The following is a 17,199-nucleotide window of genomic DNA, read 5'->3' as shown; positions in this document are numbered from 1 at the left end:
GTCAGACCTCTGCGGACAGAAACTTCTGGACGCTCCATTTGGAAAGCATGCGAACGGAGGCGTCGGGCCTGCCGAAGAAATAACCCTGCCCCATCTCGCATCCGAGCCGTTGCAGTGCTTCGGCTTCCGGCTCCTCTTCGACGCCTTCGGCGACTACCTGCAGTTTCAAGCCGTGCGCCAAAGAGATGATCGCCCGCACTATTTCGAATATGCTTGGATTGCCGTTCATTCGCCTGACGAAGGACTGATCGATCTTGAGCTTGTCGAGAGGAAGATCGGCAAGATAGCTCATCGACGAATAGCCGGTTCCGAAGTCGTCCAGGGCAATGACGACTCCTGTTTCGCGAAGCGCACGCATCTTCGCGATCGAGGGTCCACCTTGATCGAGGAAAGTGGATTCCGTCAATTCGAGACATAAGCGGGAAGAAGGAAGCCCACTGCGAGACAACGCGTCCCTCACGTCGGCCTCGATGTCGGACCGCTCGAACTGAAGTGCCGATACGTTGACTGCGATGCTGAGCTCGCTAGGCCAAGCGGCCGCCTCGGTGCAGGCTTCAAACAGCGTCCAGCGGCCGATATCGCAGATCAGGCCAGAGGATTCAGCAATCGGGATGAACTCGGCCGGAGATATCAATCCGAACTCCGGATGGCTCCATCGGATCAAGGCCTCGGCGCCGACAAGGCGCCCGCTCCTGAATTCGATCTGCGGCTGGAACAGCAGGAAGAACTGCCGGTTCTGGAGAGCATCGCGCATGTCCCGCTCCAACCGGCGCGACCGCGCCTGGCGAACAGCGGTAGACGGGTCGAAAGGGGACCATCGTCGCCCCGGGGCGGCCTTCGAGGCATCCAGCGCAGATTCAGCGGCAGTCGGAAGAGCGCCGGGGGCCGCGTCGCCCGAGCGAGCTATTCCGAGGCGGACCGAGACCGGAACAACCGCGCCGCGGAGCAATATGGGCTCCTCGAACAGCCGCAAAAGACCATCGGCCAAATCGTCGATCTGACGTTCACCGGTCGCGAAGGTGGCGATGCCGAAATGGTCGCCGTCCAATCTTGCCAGCAAATCGTCGGCGAACGCATTCCCCAGCCTTGTCGCCACGGCTTTCAAAAGCTCGTCCCCAGCGTCGCGACCAAGAGTGGCGCAAAGCGACGAGAAACGCTCGATATCCACCACTGCGACGAGGACATCGCCTTCAAGGGCGGCCAATCGAGACGCGAATTCCCGACGATTGAGCAGTCCGGTGAGTTCGTCCAACTCGGACAGCGTCTTCAATCGTTGTTCATATTCACGTCGCGCGGTGACGTCTCGTATGATCAGGCAGCCGGCGAACCGCGACCGCGCCGCCGTGGCGCGTGCATCCGTCTGTTCGGTTGGCGAAATCGTGATGGACGCCTCGTAATGGACGGCCTGCAAACCACTGTTGCCGGTGAAGTCGGCGAGCGCGGTGTGTATTTTGCCTGGTTCAGCATCGTGCTCTGAAACCAGCCTCTGCAACATGCCGATGATGGCGGTGTCGGCGCCATCGAGAAGTGAGGCGCCGATATCGGCTCGCAACAGGGCTTTTGCGGATTCGCTCACCTCGACGATCCTCAGATCGCCGTCGAATGCAACGACGCCGTCCGAACTGTCGGCAATAATCCGTCTCATGAGGCGTCTGGTGTTTCGAGCTTCCGTGTTGGCAATGGCAACAAGCATTCGGCCGAGGTCGACGCGTTCGTTCAGCGCCAACATCCACGCGAGCAGGAGCATCGACCACGGCACTGCTGTCCCGACGAGAAAGCCGTACCGCGACTGTAGCAGGAATGCGCCGATTTCGCCGACGATGACCATGGTCAGCCCTGCTGCCGCCATCGTGATAATTCCGGTCGAGCGCCCGCTGATCACACCGACAATAAGCAAGACCGCAAACAGGAGCTCCAGCGGTGCCTGATCGAGCATTCTCAGGAAGCGGTTCTGGAGCAGCGTTTCCGCGGCAAGCACGTGAATGAGCGGGCCGGCAATGGCTCCGTATACGGGAACGGCGAAAATGTCTTTCAGCTCGGTCGCAGATGCTCCCACGACAATCGAGCGGTCTCTTACCGCCGCGGCCGGTATGCTGCCATTCAACACCTCGAACAAGGAGAATGTCGGGACGGTGTCGAGCCTTATCGAGAAGTCGACCAGCAAGGAACCGGAACTGCTGCCGATCCTGCCAAGGGCCGATGCAGCGGACTGAGTGGGATTCCCGTCAAGCTGGTTTCCCAAATCGAAACGGCGGACGATCCCATCCGCATCCATCGCGACATTGGCGAATGCGGGCCAGGCATTCTGAAGAAACTCCGGGATCGGCCTCGTCACCGCGGTCTCAGACGATGACGCGGTCTCCTGCTGCCGGAACACCGGCAAAAGCACGCCTCCTCCGGCTCTCTCAAGCGCGGCCGCCAGACGGTCGTCCTCGTGCTTGTTCGAGGACGCACTGAAATCGACGTCGAGGAAGATGTCCCTGGCGCCTGACGCGATCAGCTTGTCGAGCAGGGCCGCATAAATGCTCCGGGACCAGGGCCAAGTCCCAACGGCGTCGAGAGAATGCTTGTCGATTGCAACGAAGACGACGTTGCCGGTGGCTTGGCGAGGAGCCCATTCGAAGCGCTTGGCAAAAAGGCTGTTGTTGAATCCTTGAAAGATGCCGACATTGGCAGCGGAGAGCGGCAGCGCCAGCATCGCGGCGATCAGCAGAATACGAACCGTGATGGTGCTGACGCTACCGGAGAAATAGTCTCCAGCCGCCTTGGTTCTTCCTCTCACTTGTCCTTGCCTTTGCCGTTTCCGCCGGAATTGCCGTTACCATTGCCGCCGCTATTGTTGTCGCCCTTGCCGCTGTTACCGTTGCCGCCATTTCCTCCGGAATTGCCGTTACCGTTGCCCCCGCTGTTGTTATCGCTCTTCCCACTGTTACCATTGCCGTTTCCGCCGGAATTGCCGTTACCATTGCTCCCGCTGTTGCCGTTTCCGCTGCTGCTTCCATTGCTCTTGCCGTTCCCGCTGCTACCATCGCTGATGGCGCTGGCACTGGTATCCTCGTTCGCGGTCGAAGACTTGTTCTTGGTCTCCGACGCTTCGATTGCGCCCGCAAGTTTCGTGGTGCCGATGGCAGGAACCTTGGAGACCGACGGTGCAACAGAGATGATTTCGGGCTTGGATAGCTGGCCCCTTACCGTCATGCCGGTCTTGCTGTCGACAGCTGCGCTCTGGCGCGGCCCAACATTGGATTGCTGGCCGCTTGCGAAGGACGTGACCTGGACCAGGCCGCGATCCACGGAGACGGATGCCTTCGTCCTATCGACCGTCACGTGGAAGATCGTTCCTTTCACGACGGCCGCGAGATAGGGCGTCTGCACCGTCGTATGCGGCTGGCTTCGTTTCTCGATCTCAAGGTCCAGCGAGCCGACCTGCTGGACGATCTGCGTCTGCGGCGAAAGGAACCCTCCATAGCTGGTGATAGAGGCAAGCGTGTTCGGCTGGAAAGTGATGCATTCGACACCCCTGGCAAGCTGAACCCGCCCGCGCGGACCAGTCGAAACCCATGCCCGGTTAGGGACCACGTCGCCGGCGCGCAGGTCCAGCCAGTTCGTTCTGTCGACGGTATATTTCACCTGCTCCGTCGCCTTGACGACCCTCCAGTCGTCTGCTGCCGCGAACGCGGCGGTCAACAGCAACAACAATGCTGCGACCAGAATTCGAAATATTGTCACCATAGATGCTATCCCCGACCTTTAGCCGAGTGAAGCACCTTCCAATTAAGAATGATTATAAATCGAGACGATGATTGTAGGAATCGCTTGATTGGAATGCAGGTATACGGCGACAGGCGTTATGAAACACGGCCGACAACGACCAACGCACTCATGCCGCCGCACGGACGCACTCCGTGGCGCGATTCCAGTTGCTCGGCCACTTCATCGACGATTTCTAAAATGCGCCCCGGTGCCCGCTTTTCGATCTCTCCCCTGAGCGGAGAGCCTTGACAGAAGGCTGCAGCGACGTCGTGCGCGGCCGCGACGGAGGTCAACTCGATCCGCTCGCAGGAAACCGAATCAAATCCAGCCGAAGACATCTGTGTCTTGATCGTATGAGGGTCGAAATAGGAATATGGCAGGCGACTTAGAAAGTCCGGCGGGTCGGACCGAAAGAGGCCTGCCAAGCATTCGTCCACATATCTCGCGAAGTCGTTAGCAGAAAGCGAATCCCAGGTCGCAAACAGGAAACGACCGCCGCTCCGCAACACTCTTGCAGCTTCGCCATAGGCCTTCAGCTTATCCGGAAAGAACATCACCCCGAACTGGCAGACGACGAGATCGAACATCGAGGGCGCGAAGGGGAGATTTTGCGCGTCGGCGTGCATCCAGTGTGTCCGCGACATCGTCAACGATGGTGCGCCGACGTCGATCATCGGCTGGCTGAGGTCGGTGGCAACGAGTTCCGTTGCATGATCGAGTGTCGCCCGCAAAGCGCGTGTCAAAGCGCCGGTCCCCGCAGCAACCTCGAGAACGCTGCCCGGTTTCAGCCGTTCGGCGACGATCGCCAGCTCCGACGCATAGGGTTCGAAGAGGATCGGGACGAGAAGGGTGTCGTAAAGGTTGGCAACGCCTTCCTCGAACGGCGCGAGAGAAGAGGCAGATGCTTCATAGGCGTTGCTTTCGATATCTATGGAAATCGTCACGTACAAGCCTCCAAACCTTGGTCTGTCGATCGTGAAATATGACTGAATCCGTTGATGTCTATTGGCGTCAGACCTTGGTCCCAGCCCTGTCGGACCGAAGTCCCTGGAGTGGAACGCGCGTCGGACTCGCGCCGTTTCGAACGATAGCGAAGGAGATCCGAACATGAATCAGAGTCATAGATCCCGAGTGAATGACGCCTGTAACGCGTCCGTCTTCGCACTTGTTATCGCTCTGGCCGCCCTTCTCTACGTCTTCGGCGCAGCCATGTCCGGCGATACCGTGGGGTTGACCCAGAGCATAAGAGGCGCCGAGGTCTTCGATACCAGGAATTTGCCCTGACGCTGTTTGGAAAACTCTGAAGACGCGGTAGGTTCATCGGCAAGTCTATTATCGGTATCAACATGAATTGGCTTCGCCGCTGGAATGCCCGCTCACTCGCCTCCCAGTTCTTCATTGCGGGTGGACTCATATCGATCGCCGCAATGCTGGTGGTGGGCCTTTTCGTGAGCCACCTCATCGAGGAAACCGTCATCCACAATTCGGGAGCGGCAACGGCGCTTTATGTGGACAGCGTGATCGCACCGCTCCTTCCCGATATGCAAACAGAGTCGCTGCTTGATGAAGCGAGTGCCCAGGCTCTGGACGAAACACTCGGTCAGGGTGCACTCGGCAGGCGCCTCGTTTCGTTCAAGCTGTGGCGAAGCGACGGCACCATCCTCTATTCGAACGAGAAGGAGCTGGTGGGCAGGAGGTTTGCGGTCAGCGACAAGCTGCAGAGGGCATTCGCAGGGTCCCTCGTCGCGCGCTACGAAATCGCCAGCGATCCGGAAAGCGACAAGGAGCGCGCGCTCGGCAAGCCGCTGATGGAGATCTATAACCCGGTGCTTCAGCCGTGGTCCGGACAGGCGGTCGCCGTCCTTGAGTTCTACGAGACAGCAGAAGGACTTGGCGATAGTCTGGCGCATGCCAGGCTTCGGAGCTGGGCCGCCGTCGCCGCCCTCACGGCGACCTTTTTCCTCGTTCTGTCCGTTCTGGTGTTCCGGGGTAGCCGCACGATCGAAGCGCAGCGCAAGGATCTCAAAGAACGGGTCACCGAACTGTCTGCGCTGCTGGCGGAAAACCGCGGACTTCAGCGGCGCCTGCAGCGCGCCTCCCAGCGTGCGGCAGCGCTGAACGAAACTTATTTGCGCAGCATCGGTGCCGATCTGCATGATGGTCCGGCCCAGCACATCGCCTATGCCTCATTGCGCCTGGACAGCGACCTGTTGATCAATGCGTCCACTCAGCCCGAAGCGCGTGAGAAGGAACTTACCTGGATACGCTCGAGCCTTGCCGAAGCGATGACGGAGATCCGCAATATCTGCAGCGGACTGGTGCTTCCGCAGATCGAAAAATCCTCAATCACCGAGATCGTCACGCGGGTCGTCGAAGCGCATCAACACAAGACCGAAAGCCATGTCGAAACTGTTGTCAACGAGGATGGACCGGAACTTCCCCCCGCCGTGAAGATCTGTATCTATCGCTTCATTCAGGAAGCGTTGAATAACGCCTATCGCCACGGCGGCGGCGTTCAGCAGGCCGTAAAGGCTGTCTCGCGCGACGGCCATGTTCGTATCGAGGTCAGCGATCATGGCGACGGCTTCGATCCGACCGAGGTGAGGCCAACGAGCCTCGGCCTCGTGGGGTTGCGGGAGCGCATCGACAGCCTGGGAGGATCTTTCGATATCAAGACAGGCGAAGGAGGAACGACCGTGACCATGATCTTCGAGCCGATGGAAGTGGGAGAGTAAGGGATGACAGCAATCACCATCGGCGTCGTGGACGATCATCCGCTTTTTCGCGAGGGTGTAACGCGTAGCCTTTCCGAGATCAGCGGCTTTGTCGTCGTTGGCGAAGGGGCCAGCAGCGATGACGCGGCGATGATCGCTTCGGACAACCACCCCGACATCATGCTCCTCGATGTCTCGATGCCCGGCGGCGGACTATCGGCGATCAGTGATGTCCTGGCGCGGAGCCCCACGACGAAAGTGCTGATGTTGACGGTATCGGAGGAAGTGGACACATTGCTCGGAGCTCTGCAACGGGGCGCGATGGGTTATGTTCTGAAAGGTGTTGGTTCGCGTGGTCTCGCCGAAGCAATCCAAACCGTTTTGCGTGGCTCACGATATATCTCGGCGACCATGTCGGCGAAGGTCATGGAAAATTCCTTGAATGGCGGAACCTCCGACAAAAGCAGCCTGACGCCACGGGAACGCGAAGTGATGGATCTTGTCGCACAGGGCCTGTCAAACAAGCATATCGGCTTGCGTCTCAACCTGCAGGAAAAGACTGTGAAGCACCACATGACCCAAATCCTGAGCAAGCTCGGCGCCTCAAACCGGACCGAAGCGGCTCTACAGTGGCGCGAACGGCGCTGAGACGAATTATCACCTGCCTATCATGCGTCAGCGAAGAAAGCGGCTCAGCCGGCGGGCATCGTTTGCGGTTGCTTGTCGACTGATGATCGTCCGGCCCTTCGAGTCCTTCATAATATAGCGACCGCGCTGCAGGACTTCAGTGATACCATTTGAATGACGGACGTCGATCGAGCCATCGGACGCTGCTGTCGCTTTCGTTCCCGATCCTACCGACGACCCTGTGGTAGAGGAAGAGGATCCTCCACCACTAGAGGAATTCCCACCGGATGAATTCCCACCGTTGCTGTTCCCGGAACCGCCGTTGCCGTTGCCGCCACCGTTGCCATTCCCTCCCCCGTTGCCATTGCCGCCACCGTTGCCATTCCCTCCACCATTACCGTTGCCATTCCCGTTGTTGCCGTCCTTTGCCTGCGCAAAGTCCACCGCCAGACCAGGAAGGGAACCGTTCAAATTGAAAGTGACAGGTGACATGGCAGCGACAAGGGCGACGGCCGCGCTGCCGCCCAATCTCAGAAAATCGCGTTTCCGGATAGTCATGCCATAGCCTCATTCGTCCGTTCTTCGCCGTTTCCCATGCAATGTATGAACGTATGAGATTTCTCGCTGTTCTGCGCAAAGAATGCAACCGACCTAGGTAGTAGGGGGCGCAAGACTTTGGTCGAGCCTAGCTTGACGCTCATCGCCGGAAAAGGCCAAGTGCTGCCATTGTGGACGACGCGTACTCGCTCATCTCCGCTACAGGTTGCCGTTTGAGGATAAAAGCATTGTCATGGAACTTCTGCCCTTGTCATCGCTTTGATTGTCCAGGTGCAACGGAGGAAACCTCGATGGCAAACCCGAATGAATCCCCCGCAGTCCAGTCCATGCGAAAAGAGCAGGCGGAGCAGCGGAAACAGTCGCGAAAAGGCGAACTCGACAAAGCAATCGAAGATACCTTTCCGGCATCCGACCCGGTGTCAGCCACCCACACCGCAATTCCCGCCGGCCGCAGCGACGTCGAGGCGGCTGAGCGTGTGAAACGGGAGCCAGATCCCGCCAGGCTGGACGAGCAATATCCATTTGTCGATCAAGCTCTGAACTCGACGGGCGACACTGCCCGCTCCTCGGCCGCCTCCGGTGTCGATCGCCAAGGAATGCGATCTCTTCAGAGAGAAGCAAGCCGCGTGGCCGAGTCCGCATCGGAACTGGCGTCCGGATCGGCTCGCCTGGCAAAGGCGGAAGCACGCACATTCGTTCATGAGCTCGAGGATCGCATACGCCGGCAGCCGCTAACGGCCGCAGCGATCGTCGCCGGCATCGCCTTCGTCTTCGGCGCGACGCGTTGAGAAGCCAGCCATGGCAGCGCGATGGACTGGCGGCTGTCTTTGCGGATCCTGCCGGTACGAATTCGCCGGTGATCCGCCGCATTCGGGGTACTGCCACTGCGACATGTGCAAGAAGGCGACCGGGGGCCCTTTCGCGGTCCTGGTCCAGGCGAGGATCGACGATCTTGCCTGGACGGCCGGTACGCCCACCTCGTACCGATCCTCGCCGATCGCCACGCGCGGCTTCTGCGGCAAGTGTGGAACACCACTCTATCTTCAGTACGACGGCGACGAACTGATCCGGGTGACCGTCGGCTCGCTCGACCGCCCGGAGAAGATCAGCCCGGCGGGACACTATGGTGTGGAGAGCCGAGTTGATTGGGCCGATTGCGGACGCGGGCTTCCTGAGGAGGAAACTCAGGAGCGCTTTTAGATGTTGCCCGGCATCGCCCGGGCTTCCGGGGGCTCATGAAAATCGCAACCTACAATGTCAACGGCATCAATGGACGGCTAGAGATCCTGCTGCGCTGGCTCAAGGAGGATGTCCCTGATGTGGTCTGCCTCCAGGAACTGAAGACAGACGATGCCAGGTTTCCGCGAAAGGAGATCGAAGGCGCCGGCTATGGCGCCATCTGGCACGGACAGAAATCCTGGAACGGGGTGGCCATCCTGGCGAAGGGCAAGACACCGATACTGACGCGGCGCGGTCTTCCCGGCGATCCTGACGATACCCACAGCCGGTATATCGAATCTGCCGTCGACGGCATCCTGATCGGATGCCTGTATCTTCCCAACGGCAATCCGTTTCCAGGAGCAAAGTTCGATTACAAGCTGCGCTGGTTCCGCCGTCTGCAGGAGTATGCCGCCGAACTTCTCGAGCTCGAGGTGCCTTCGATCCTGGCCGGCGACTTCAACGTCATGCCGACGGAGATCGACGTCTACAAGCCGGAACGCTGGCTGGACGACGCCCTCTTCAGGCCGGAAGTGCGCAAGGCCTATGCCCATCTCGTTGCCCAGGGCTGGACCGACGCCGTCAGACATCTGCATCCGGGAGAGCGCATCTACACCTTCTGGAAGTACTGGCGGAACAGCTTCGAACGTGATGCAGGGCTTCGGATCGACCACTTCCTGCTCAGTCCGGCAGTCGCCCCGTTGCTTCGATCAGCGACAGTCCGGAGAAAGCCGCGCAGCTGGGAGCACACGAGCGATCACGCACCCGTCATGATCGAGCTCGACTTTTCCGAAGCTGGAGCCGACCTATGAGCCGCGATGTCGATCGCAGGGGAACCAGGGAACCTGCAATGCCGGCCGGAGTTAGCCTGTAAAGGAGATTGTCCAATGCCTACGAATACCATCCCCAATTCCGCAAAACTTCCACCGAAGTCACTGAATGAGGACACCCAGGACGACGAACTGCCTGAGACCAACATCGACGACCAGCGCAAGCCACCCGTCAACATGGGCAGCAGCCGCCAGGCAGGCGACGGCGTCACCGACGCCGACCCTGAAACAGGCCGCGCCGATCAGAAGGATCGCATCCCTGCCCCGCAATTTTCCAATCGGAAGTGACTCCCATGAACGAAAGCAAGAATTACCTGAACACCGACGAGATCCAGGCCGACGACCAGCTGTCGCCGAAGCCTGTCGAAGGAAAGGACCCGCCGAGGCACGTGCGCAAAAGCGAGGAAGCCATCGCCGAAGGCTCTGACGACACGGAGCGCGTACGGGTTCCGCCGCCGGTTTCGAATCCTGATTGATCGGAATATCTCGTACGTGATGCGGAGCTTTATTCATCCCTGCCAAAATCATAGATGCGACCTGTCAGCCAGGCTGGCCAGTCTCGCTCGAAGAAGGATCTGGCGCTTTCATCGAATGTGCGGTTCGCACGCGTTGAAAGCCTGATTTCATCCCCATCAAGACGAACGACGATCTGCTCTTTGCGATGCGCTTCGTGTTCTTTCCGGAAGCGATAATCCTGCAACGGTCCTGAGCGCGCCAGCGGGAGGGATTCGCCTTCCCCATCGCATATCGCCCGCGCGCCACGGCTGCCGCCTCCGTTGCGAATGAAGAAATCAAGCGCGCTGAGCACGGCTTCCGACGCCAGCGCCATATGCCGCCATTGCACGCCGCGAACCGCCTCCGCTGCGCGACCGAAGGCAATGCCGTTCGCATGGATTTCAGCGTTCAGTTCGCGCGCTTCGATCAAGGCCCTGCCTACGCTTTCTTGATCGCAGATGATGCCAGCCTTTTCGCTCATTCGCGCCTGTACTTGCGAACGGATCGATTTGACGGTGAGCGGGCTCTCGGTCCGAAGGACGGCAAGGAGGTCGGCGATGCCCGCCTCTGCGATATCGGCTATGTCCTCTGCGGCCGATCGCTTTGCCCTGCCGCTGGCGCTGATGTGCTCTGCCGCCCGTGTACCGAAGACTTGCCCGGCATTGAGCGCCGCCCCACCCGGCCTCGTCACGCCATGTGTGCCCGCTGCTTCTCCGACAGCGTAACAGCCGCCGAGACTGCTGCGGCCCCAGGTGTCGACCATGATGCCGCCGTTCATGTGCTGGTTGTTGACGGCAAATTCCAGCGGCTCCTCGGCGATATCGATCTTGTAGCGGCGGTAGAGCTCGATCGCGAGCGGGTTCATATGCTTCAAACGATCAATCGGCATGTCCTGGTCAGCGCCGGCCTCGCCGAGATATTCGCGGACGTCTTCGTCCAGTCTTTCCAGACTGAACGGCAGGTCGCCCGGCACGGATAGGGGATTGCGGTTGAAATCCATGAAGACGCGCCGCCCTGCGGCGGTTTCGCTGGAGATGGCCAGATCGACCAGGCTTGAGCCGAAGTCGAGCATGCGCGTGGCGTGAAATGGCCATTGATAGCCCTTGCGGAAGACGTTCGACGCCAACTCCTGCGTGCTGCGATAGTATTCTGCCAGGAAATGGTGTTCGGCGCCGTCTGAATCGAGCGAGTAGATATGCGGGATCGCCTGGACATAGGTGCCCGACAGATTCCACGGGAACCCTTCCCTGCGTGTTCCGATACCAAACTGGCTTTCGGTCAGGTTGACGAGCTCGACGCCTGCCTCCAGCGCCAATCCGAGAGAGCCGAAGCAGCCGTTGGGATAAACGCTATCGCGATAGAGTTCCCCCGGCCCGCCGGCGGCGAGCACGATCACGCCACTTGAGAACAGCGCGATGCCCAGCGGGTTCTCCTCCGTACGGTCGGTAGCACGCATGGTGACTATCCCGACCACGTGGCGTTCAGCGCCATCGCCCTCGGTGAGGATCTTTACCGCCGTGGTCTGGTTGTAAAACGGCACTCCAAGCCGGATCGCCTCCTCGGCCAGCACCTTGACCATCAGGCGCGAGGTGCGCGGTCCGCAGCTGGTGGCACGGCCGACCTCGTCATGGTCGGTCTGATATCTGAGCGTCCCGCCAAGCGGATCCTGAGGCAGCGGCAGGCCCAGGAACTGGAGCGATGCCATCATCCGTGACGAGCCCACCGCCTCGACATAGGCCGTGTCCTCGTCCATGGCGCCGCCGCTGCGGATGGCGCGCGCCATTGCCTTGTAATTGTCGCCCTGATCCGCCGTATTTGCCGTGTGCAGGGTCTGCTTGTCCGATCCCGAACAGGCCGAGGTTCCACCCCATGCGCTTTGGCTGACGATGACGACGTCATCGCCGCGCCGCTTCATTTCCACCGCCGCGCGCAGACCCGCCGCGCCGGATCCGACGACGACACAACCGGCCCGATAGATCGGCGCCTCGACGCCGGCGAGCCGGACCACGTCCGAAGGGGCGGGCTCGGTTGGGAGCCGCGGCATGTCGACATCGGTCAGTGCGTCAAGAATGTCCTGCGGAACGTCTATGGTCATCGGCGTTCAACCCAGCGGGATGTCGACCCAGCGCTTTTGCCGGGAGGACTCCATGCACGCGTCGACGATCTGGCAGATATGGTGGCCGGTATCGAATGTCGGCCACATCGGTCGGTTTGCAACGATCGAGCGGATCACCTCGGCCGCCTCGATGATCTTGCTTTCATTGTAGCCTATGCCGAAATTCGGCAGGGGAAGGAAGGCCCTGAAGGTGGGGTTCTCAGGACCGACGTCGATCTCACGGAAGCCTCGCCGCCCCGTCCGGTCGTCGTTGGAGTAAAAACGCAGCCGGTTTATCTCGTCATAGGTATAGGCGATGCTCCCTTTCGTTCCATAAACCTCGTAGGTCTGCATGAACTTGCGGCCGGTCGCGACACGACTGAAATCGACGATCCCGCCGGCGCCGTTCGCAAACCGGCACAACAGGTTCGTCGCATCGGGGTTGGTAATGTCAGCCCAGGCCTCGTTGCCCGTCAGTTTCACCTGCTCGCCATAGGCAAGGCCCTCGACGACGGGCCGGCGCGGCGTGACGATGAGATTGTCGGCGATCAAGGAGCTGACGCGGCCGACCAGGAAATCCATGAAGCTGAAGATGTGCGAACCGGTGTCGCCGACGATCCCGGTCGGCGCAAGCTTGCCATCGGCGCGCCACATGAAAGGGGCTGTGGGATCACCGTACATATCGACATGCTGGCAGCCGCGGAACAATTTGATCTCGCCGATTTCACCGGCTTCTATGATCTCCTTCGCCAGATCATGAACGGGGTTTCGGGGAAAGGCGTGTCCGACACGCGTAATGACACCCTTCTCTCTCGCGATCTCGGCCAGTTCCCGCGCTTCATCGGCGGTGTTTGCCAATGGCTTCTCGCAATAGACATGTTTGCCCGCCAGGAGGGCCGCCTTGGCCACCGGATGATGCAGATGGTCGGGCAGACAGATATCGATCAGGTCGACTTCGGGATCGGCGACCGCCAGCTTCCAATCCTGATAAATCCTGGCTCCCGGCGCCCTGTTGCCAATATCCTGCGCTGCGTCAGGGTTGCCGTCGACAAGCGCCACGATCCGCGCCGTTCCGTCCGACACGCCGAAGAAATGCGGAAAGGTCTGATAGGCCATCGTGTGGACCTTTCCCATCCAGCCCGAGGCGCCAAGCACTGCAACTCTGACTTCAGACATTGTCGTCTCTCCTCTCGAATGGTTTACCGGATTTCGGCGCGGGCCCGAGGCCTCGCATCGTTGCGTTCGTAGGCGAAGATGGTGGGGGCAAGTGCCGGCAAGCCCCGAATGAGGTCCGAGCCTTTTTCGCCGACCATGATCGTCGGAGCGTTGGTATTGCATGACGGCACGCGCGGCATGACGGATGAATCGCAGACCCTGAGGCCTTCCAGGCCATAGACCTTGAGATCAAGCCCGACAACCGCGTCAGGCCCTCTCCCCATCTTGCAGGTGCCCACTGGATGATGGTCGGTCTTTGCGTTGGCGCAGCCGTAGTCGAAAAGCTGATCGTCGGTCGCGACCTTCGGTCCGGGAAGCCTTTCGGCCATGACATAGGGCTTCAGCGCCGCCTGCTGCATGATCTCGCGCGCGAGCTTCAGCCCTTCCAGGGACATCGTCCTGTCGTGGGGATCGGACCAGTAGTTGGGGTCGATCAACGGGGCTGCGTTCGGTTCGGAGGATGACAGACGCACAGTCCCCCGCGAGCGCGGATGCAGATAGGCGGAGTTAAGGGTCACGCCGGCATTCTTGAGCCGCTCGACGCCTGCTTCGATGCCCGATCCGAGGCCAAGGTGGAACTGGATATCCGGAGAACGGGCTTCAGGATCGGCATACCAGAAGCCGCCCGTCTCGAAGAGCGACGAGGCAACCGGTCCCGTGCGGAACAGGACATATTGAATCCCGGCCCAAAGTGTCCGGTGGAGTTTTGCGACGCCGTCATAGGTGTGATCGCCCGTGCATTCGGCAATGACGAAAAGATCCAGGTGATCCTGGAGGTTGCCGCCGACACCCGGCAGATCGTGAAGCACCTTGACGCCCACCGACTTGAGATGGTCGGCCGGTCCTATGCCTGACTGCAAAAGCAGCTTCGGCGATCCGATGGCGCCGGAGGAAACCAATACTTCGCGGTCGGCGCGCACGATCTCCAAGCCGCGCGAGGTCACGATCTCGACGCCTGTCGCACGGGCTCCCTCCACGATAATACGCGCGACGCGCGCGCCCGTCCGGACCGTCAGGTTCTTCCGGTCCTTGATCGGCGAGAGATAGGCGAGCGATGCCGATGACCGGCGGCGGTTGCGCTGCGTGAGCTGGTAAAATCCCACGCCCGCCTGCTGGCGTCCGTTGAAGTCGTGATTGTAGGGAATGCCGAGCTCCTGCCCTGCGCGAATATAGGCGTCGCAGATCGGCAGCGGCGCAGCAGGCATCGAGACGCCGAGCGGACCGCCATAGGAGTGATAGTCGTCGGCGAAGCGCTGATTGTCTTCCGCACGTTTGAAATAAGGAAGGATCGAACGATAGTCCCAGCCCTCGCAGCCGTCTTCACGAGCCCAGAGGTCATAATCCACAGCGTTTCCACGCGTGTAGAGCTGTGCGTTGATCGACGAGCCGCCACCAATGACTTTCGCTTGCGTATAACGAAGCACGCGGCCATTCATGTGCTTCTGGGGAACGGTTTCCCAACCCCAGCTGGCGACGCCTTTGGTCATCTTGGCGAAGCCAGCGGGCATATGAAAGAGAGGATTCCGGTCGCCTCCACCTGCTTCGAGCAGGAGTACGCTGACATCGGGATCTTCGCTCAGCCGATTTGCCAGCACGCATCCCGCAGGCCCGGCGCCGGTGATGATATAGTCGAAACTCATCTTACTGTCCTATCTTGTCCGTTCGGTCTGCCAGCGCGCGCCTGATACCTGCAATATCCTTCGATGCGATGTGATCTGCCACTCTCAGCGCCTGGGCGGCGATAGTGAGCGCAGGATTCACGGCGGCCGATGTCGGGAGGAAACTGGCGTCGACGACGAAGAGATTTTGGTGATCATAAGACCGGCAATAGGCGTCGAGCGGCGCAGTCGCGGGGTCGCTTCCGATGCGGATCGTTCCGCACTGATGAGAGGGTGTGCGCTTGTCGAAGGGCCTCGCCAGCACGATCGGAAACCCGATCGACTTCAGTATAGCCTTCAGCCTGGCGACAAGTGCAAGGTGAGCATCCCAGTTGGTTCGCTGCCATTGGAGAATAATCCGATCGCCATCGACTATCACGCGGCTTTCGGGATGGGGAACGTCCTCGCTCATCGCATAGAAATCGATGGCATGGGCTGTGATGAAGCGTAGCAGCCATTCCGGAGCCTGGGGCAGAGAGCCCTTGAGAACTTTCTCAGAGATGCGCCCCAGGAGCTGCACGTTGCCGAGGGGTGGTCCTCCCTCCCCGTCGGAGAGATAGAAGTCGTTGAAGGCGAAGGTCTTTTGGTAGACGGCGGTATTCCTGAACCGTGGCGAGACCGCTATGACGGCGGAGGCGTTGTGGTTCATGAAGTTGCGGCCCACCTGATCGGAAGAGTTGGCGAGCCCCCTCGGGAAGCGGTCGTTTTTCGAACGCAGCAAAAGCACGGATGACTGGACCGCCCCCGCGGAGAGGATGACGATCTTCGGCGAGACGGTCAGCGTCTGCCCGTCCTTGACATAGGTGACCCGGCCGATCCGGCTCCCCGCTTCCGTGTCGAGCCTCGTCACGCGTGCATTGGTCTCGAGCCGCACATTCTCATGCTTCAGCGCCATCGCGAGCGCTGCCGTCTCGGCATCCATCTTGCCGTCTCGTGAATTTGGATGCGCATCCCAGGGCGTGCGTGCCTTCGACAGCCAGGCGTCGAGATCCAGGCCGAGCGGCAGCGAAAAAGGATGCAGGCCTTTCGCCTTGAGGCGTGCCCTGACTTCGGCGATCGGCGCCTCGTCGGGCACGGGCGGGAATTCGTAGGCAACCGAGTGATGCGGTTCGGTGGGATCCTTGCCAAGACTGCCGCGGACCTGATACATCAGCTCCGCCTTCGAATACCAGGGCTCCAGCTCTTCATACGGAAACGGCCAGGCCGGCGACACGCCTTCCCGATGTTCAATGACTTCGAAATCTTCTTTCCGATAGCGCGACAGCACGGCGCCGTAGAATTTCGAATTGCCGCCGACATTGTAATAGTTGCCGGGATTGAATCCCTTGCCATTCGCCTCGTACCAGATTTCCTTAGGTCGGAAATGTCCTCGCTGGAAGATGGCGCGCTGGTCGCGATTGACCGGAAGATCGGCAATGTGATCGCCGGCTTCGAGGATAAATATCTCCGCGCCGGTCACCGCCAGGCCGGCCGCGACCGTGGCGCCGCCGATGCCTGAACCGATGATGACGATGTCAGGTGAACCGCTCATGTTAGCACCTGGCCCTCACGCGATCCGCGCCTGTGTTTCGGGATCGAAGAACACGGCCTTATCGAGATTGAAGGCGAGGCGGGTGTTTTGTCCTGGGGCGATGCCGGTATCGGCGCGCAGGCGGGCGACGACGGATTTGCCGCCGAGCTTGGTGACGGCGAAGGTGTCGGAGCCGGCCGGTTCGACCACCTCGATCAGGCAATCGCCCTCGGTCAGCGAGCGCGCCTTGCGGTCGGCGCCATCGGGATCGGTCAGCGCCTCGGGGCGGATGCCGAAGATCACCTGCCTGCCGGTATAGGCGGTCAGGCCGTCATTGCCCGAGATGACAGGCAATCGGAGCGGGGCGGCATTCGGCCGCTCCAGCGAGACTTCCAGGCCGCCGGCGCCGTTCTCGACGGTGGCGTTGAGCAGGTTCATCGCCGGCGATCCCATGAAGTCGGCGACGAAGATGTTGGAAGGGCTGTTATAGATCTCGGCCGGCGTGCCGAACTGCTGCAGTACGCCA

Annotated in this window: 17 protein-coding genes; 8 read left to right on the top strand and 9 right to left on the bottom strand. The window is 60.4% G+C overall.

Going from position 1 to position 17,199, the window contains the following annotated elements:
- Window position 1: 1 nt before the first annotated feature.
- From V8P77_RS05825 to V8P77_RS05815, 3 genes are all read right to left on the bottom strand, one after another.
- Complete coding sequence (locus V8P77_RS05825) at window positions 2-2,782, bottom strand: EAL domain-containing protein (protein ID WP_335911217.1); 2,781 nt, start codon at window positions 2,780-2,782, stop codon at window positions 2-4.
- Complete coding sequence (locus V8P77_RS05820; RefSeq protein ID WP_335911216.1) at window positions 2,779-3,732, bottom strand: FecR family protein; 954 nt, start codon at window positions 3,730-3,732, stop codon at window positions 2,779-2,781. Before V8P77_RS05820 ends, V8P77_RS05825 begins: the two co-directional genes overlap by 4 nt.
- A 116-nt stretch (window positions 3,733-3,848) precedes the next feature.
- Entirely contained in the window at window positions 3,849-4,697 is an 849-nt protein-coding gene (locus V8P77_RS05815) for a class I SAM-dependent methyltransferase (protein ID WP_168281616.1), read from the bottom strand.
- A gap of 163 nt (window positions 4,698-4,860) precedes the next feature.
- Here V8P77_RS05815 and V8P77_RS05810 point away from each other — a divergent pair, with 163 nt between their 5' ends.
- The 3 genes from V8P77_RS05810 (at window position 4,861) to V8P77_RS05800 (ending at window position 7,115) form a co-directional block, all read left to right on the top strand.
- Complete coding sequence (locus V8P77_RS05810) at window positions 4,861-5,037, top strand: hypothetical protein (RefSeq protein ID WP_335911215.1); 177 nt, start codon at window positions 4,861-4,863, stop codon at window positions 5,035-5,037.
- 62 nt (window positions 5,038-5,099) lie between these two features.
- Complete coding sequence (locus V8P77_RS05805) at window positions 5,100-6,488, top strand: sensor histidine kinase (protein WP_335911214.1); 1,389 nt, start codon at window positions 5,100-5,102, stop codon at window positions 6,486-6,488.
- A gap of 3 nt (window positions 6,489-6,491) precedes the next feature.
- Window positions 6,492-7,115, top strand: coding sequence for a response regulator (locus tag V8P77_RS05800; protein ID WP_335911213.1), 624 nt, complete (start codon window positions 6,492-6,494; stop codon window positions 7,113-7,115).
- A 27-nt stretch (window positions 7,116-7,142) separates the two neighbouring features.
- Here the strand turns inward: V8P77_RS05800 and V8P77_RS05795 are convergent, their stop codons facing one another.
- The gene (locus V8P77_RS05795; RefSeq protein ID WP_335911212.1) at window positions 7,143-7,652 is read right to left on the bottom strand and encodes a hypothetical protein; all 510 of its coding nucleotides are present in this window, start codon (window positions 7,650-7,652) and stop codon (window positions 7,143-7,145) included.
- A gap of 290 nt (window positions 7,653-7,942) precedes the next feature.
- Between V8P77_RS05795 and V8P77_RS05790 the strand changes: the two genes are divergently transcribed.
- From V8P77_RS05790 to V8P77_RS05770, 5 genes are all read left to right on the top strand, one after another.
- Complete coding sequence (locus V8P77_RS05790; RefSeq protein ID WP_335911211.1) at window positions 7,943-8,440, top strand: hypothetical protein; 498 nt, start codon at window positions 7,943-7,945, stop codon at window positions 8,438-8,440.
- Between the two features lie 10 nt (window positions 8,441-8,450).
- Window positions 8,451-8,852 (top strand): GFA family protein, encoded by a 402-nt coding sequence (locus V8P77_RS05785; protein ID WP_335911210.1) that lies wholly within the window; start codon window positions 8,451-8,453, stop codon window positions 8,850-8,852.
- A gap of 35 nt (window positions 8,853-8,887) precedes the next feature.
- Entirely contained in the window at window positions 8,888-9,682 is a 795-nt protein-coding gene (gene xth, locus V8P77_RS05780; protein ID WP_335911209.1) for an exodeoxyribonuclease III, read from the top strand.
- 75 nt (window positions 9,683-9,757) lie between these two features.
- Window positions 9,758-9,988 carry a hypothetical protein gene (locus tag V8P77_RS05775; protein ID WP_335911208.1) on the top strand — a complete coding sequence of 77 codons (231 nt, stop codon included), beginning with the start codon at window positions 9,758-9,760 and terminating at the stop codon, window positions 9,986-9,988.
- A gap of 5 nt (window positions 9,989-9,993) precedes the next feature.
- A complete protein-coding gene (locus V8P77_RS05770; RefSeq protein ID WP_335911207.1) occupies window positions 9,994-10,176 on the top strand; it encodes a hypothetical protein in 183 nt (60 codons plus the stop codon).
- Between the two features lie 29 nt (window positions 10,177-10,205).
- On the opposite strand, the gene V8P77_RS05765 is transcribed toward V8P77_RS05770, so the two are convergent.
- From V8P77_RS05765 to V8P77_RS05745, 5 genes are all read right to left on the bottom strand, one after another.
- Complete coding sequence (locus tag V8P77_RS05765; RefSeq protein ID WP_335911206.1) at window positions 10,206-12,290, bottom strand: FAD-binding protein; 2,085 nt, start codon at window positions 12,288-12,290, stop codon at window positions 10,206-10,208.
- Window positions 12,291-12,296: 6 nt separating this feature from the next.
- Window positions 12,297-13,466 carry a Gfo/Idh/MocA family protein gene (locus V8P77_RS05760; protein WP_335911205.1) on the bottom strand — a complete coding sequence of 390 codons (1,170 nt, stop codon included), beginning with the start codon at window positions 13,464-13,466 and terminating at the stop codon, window positions 12,297-12,299.
- A 23-nt stretch (window positions 13,467-13,489) separates the two neighbouring features.
- Complete coding sequence (locus V8P77_RS05755) at window positions 13,490-15,145, bottom strand: GMC family oxidoreductase (RefSeq protein WP_335911204.1); 1,656 nt, start codon at window positions 15,143-15,145, stop codon at window positions 13,490-13,492.
- A 1-nt stretch (window position 15,146) separates the two neighbouring features.
- Window positions 15,147-16,694 carry a GMC oxidoreductase gene (locus V8P77_RS05750; RefSeq protein WP_335911203.1) on the bottom strand — a complete coding sequence of 516 codons (1,548 nt, stop codon included), beginning with the start codon at window positions 16,692-16,694 and terminating at the stop codon, window positions 15,147-15,149.
- A gap of 15 nt (window positions 16,695-16,709) precedes the next feature.
- Window positions 16,710-17,199 (bottom strand): TOBE domain-containing protein (locus V8P77_RS05745; RefSeq protein ID WP_507237385.1); only part of this gene is annotated, 490 nt, incomplete at its 5' end.

This window comes from Rhizobium aouanii (assembly GCF_037002925.1).
Taxonomy (GTDB): Bacteria; Pseudomonadota; Alphaproteobacteria; order Rhizobiales; family Rhizobiaceae; genus Rhizobium; species Rhizobium aouanii.
This window is presented reverse-complemented; position numbering and strand designations above follow the sequence as displayed.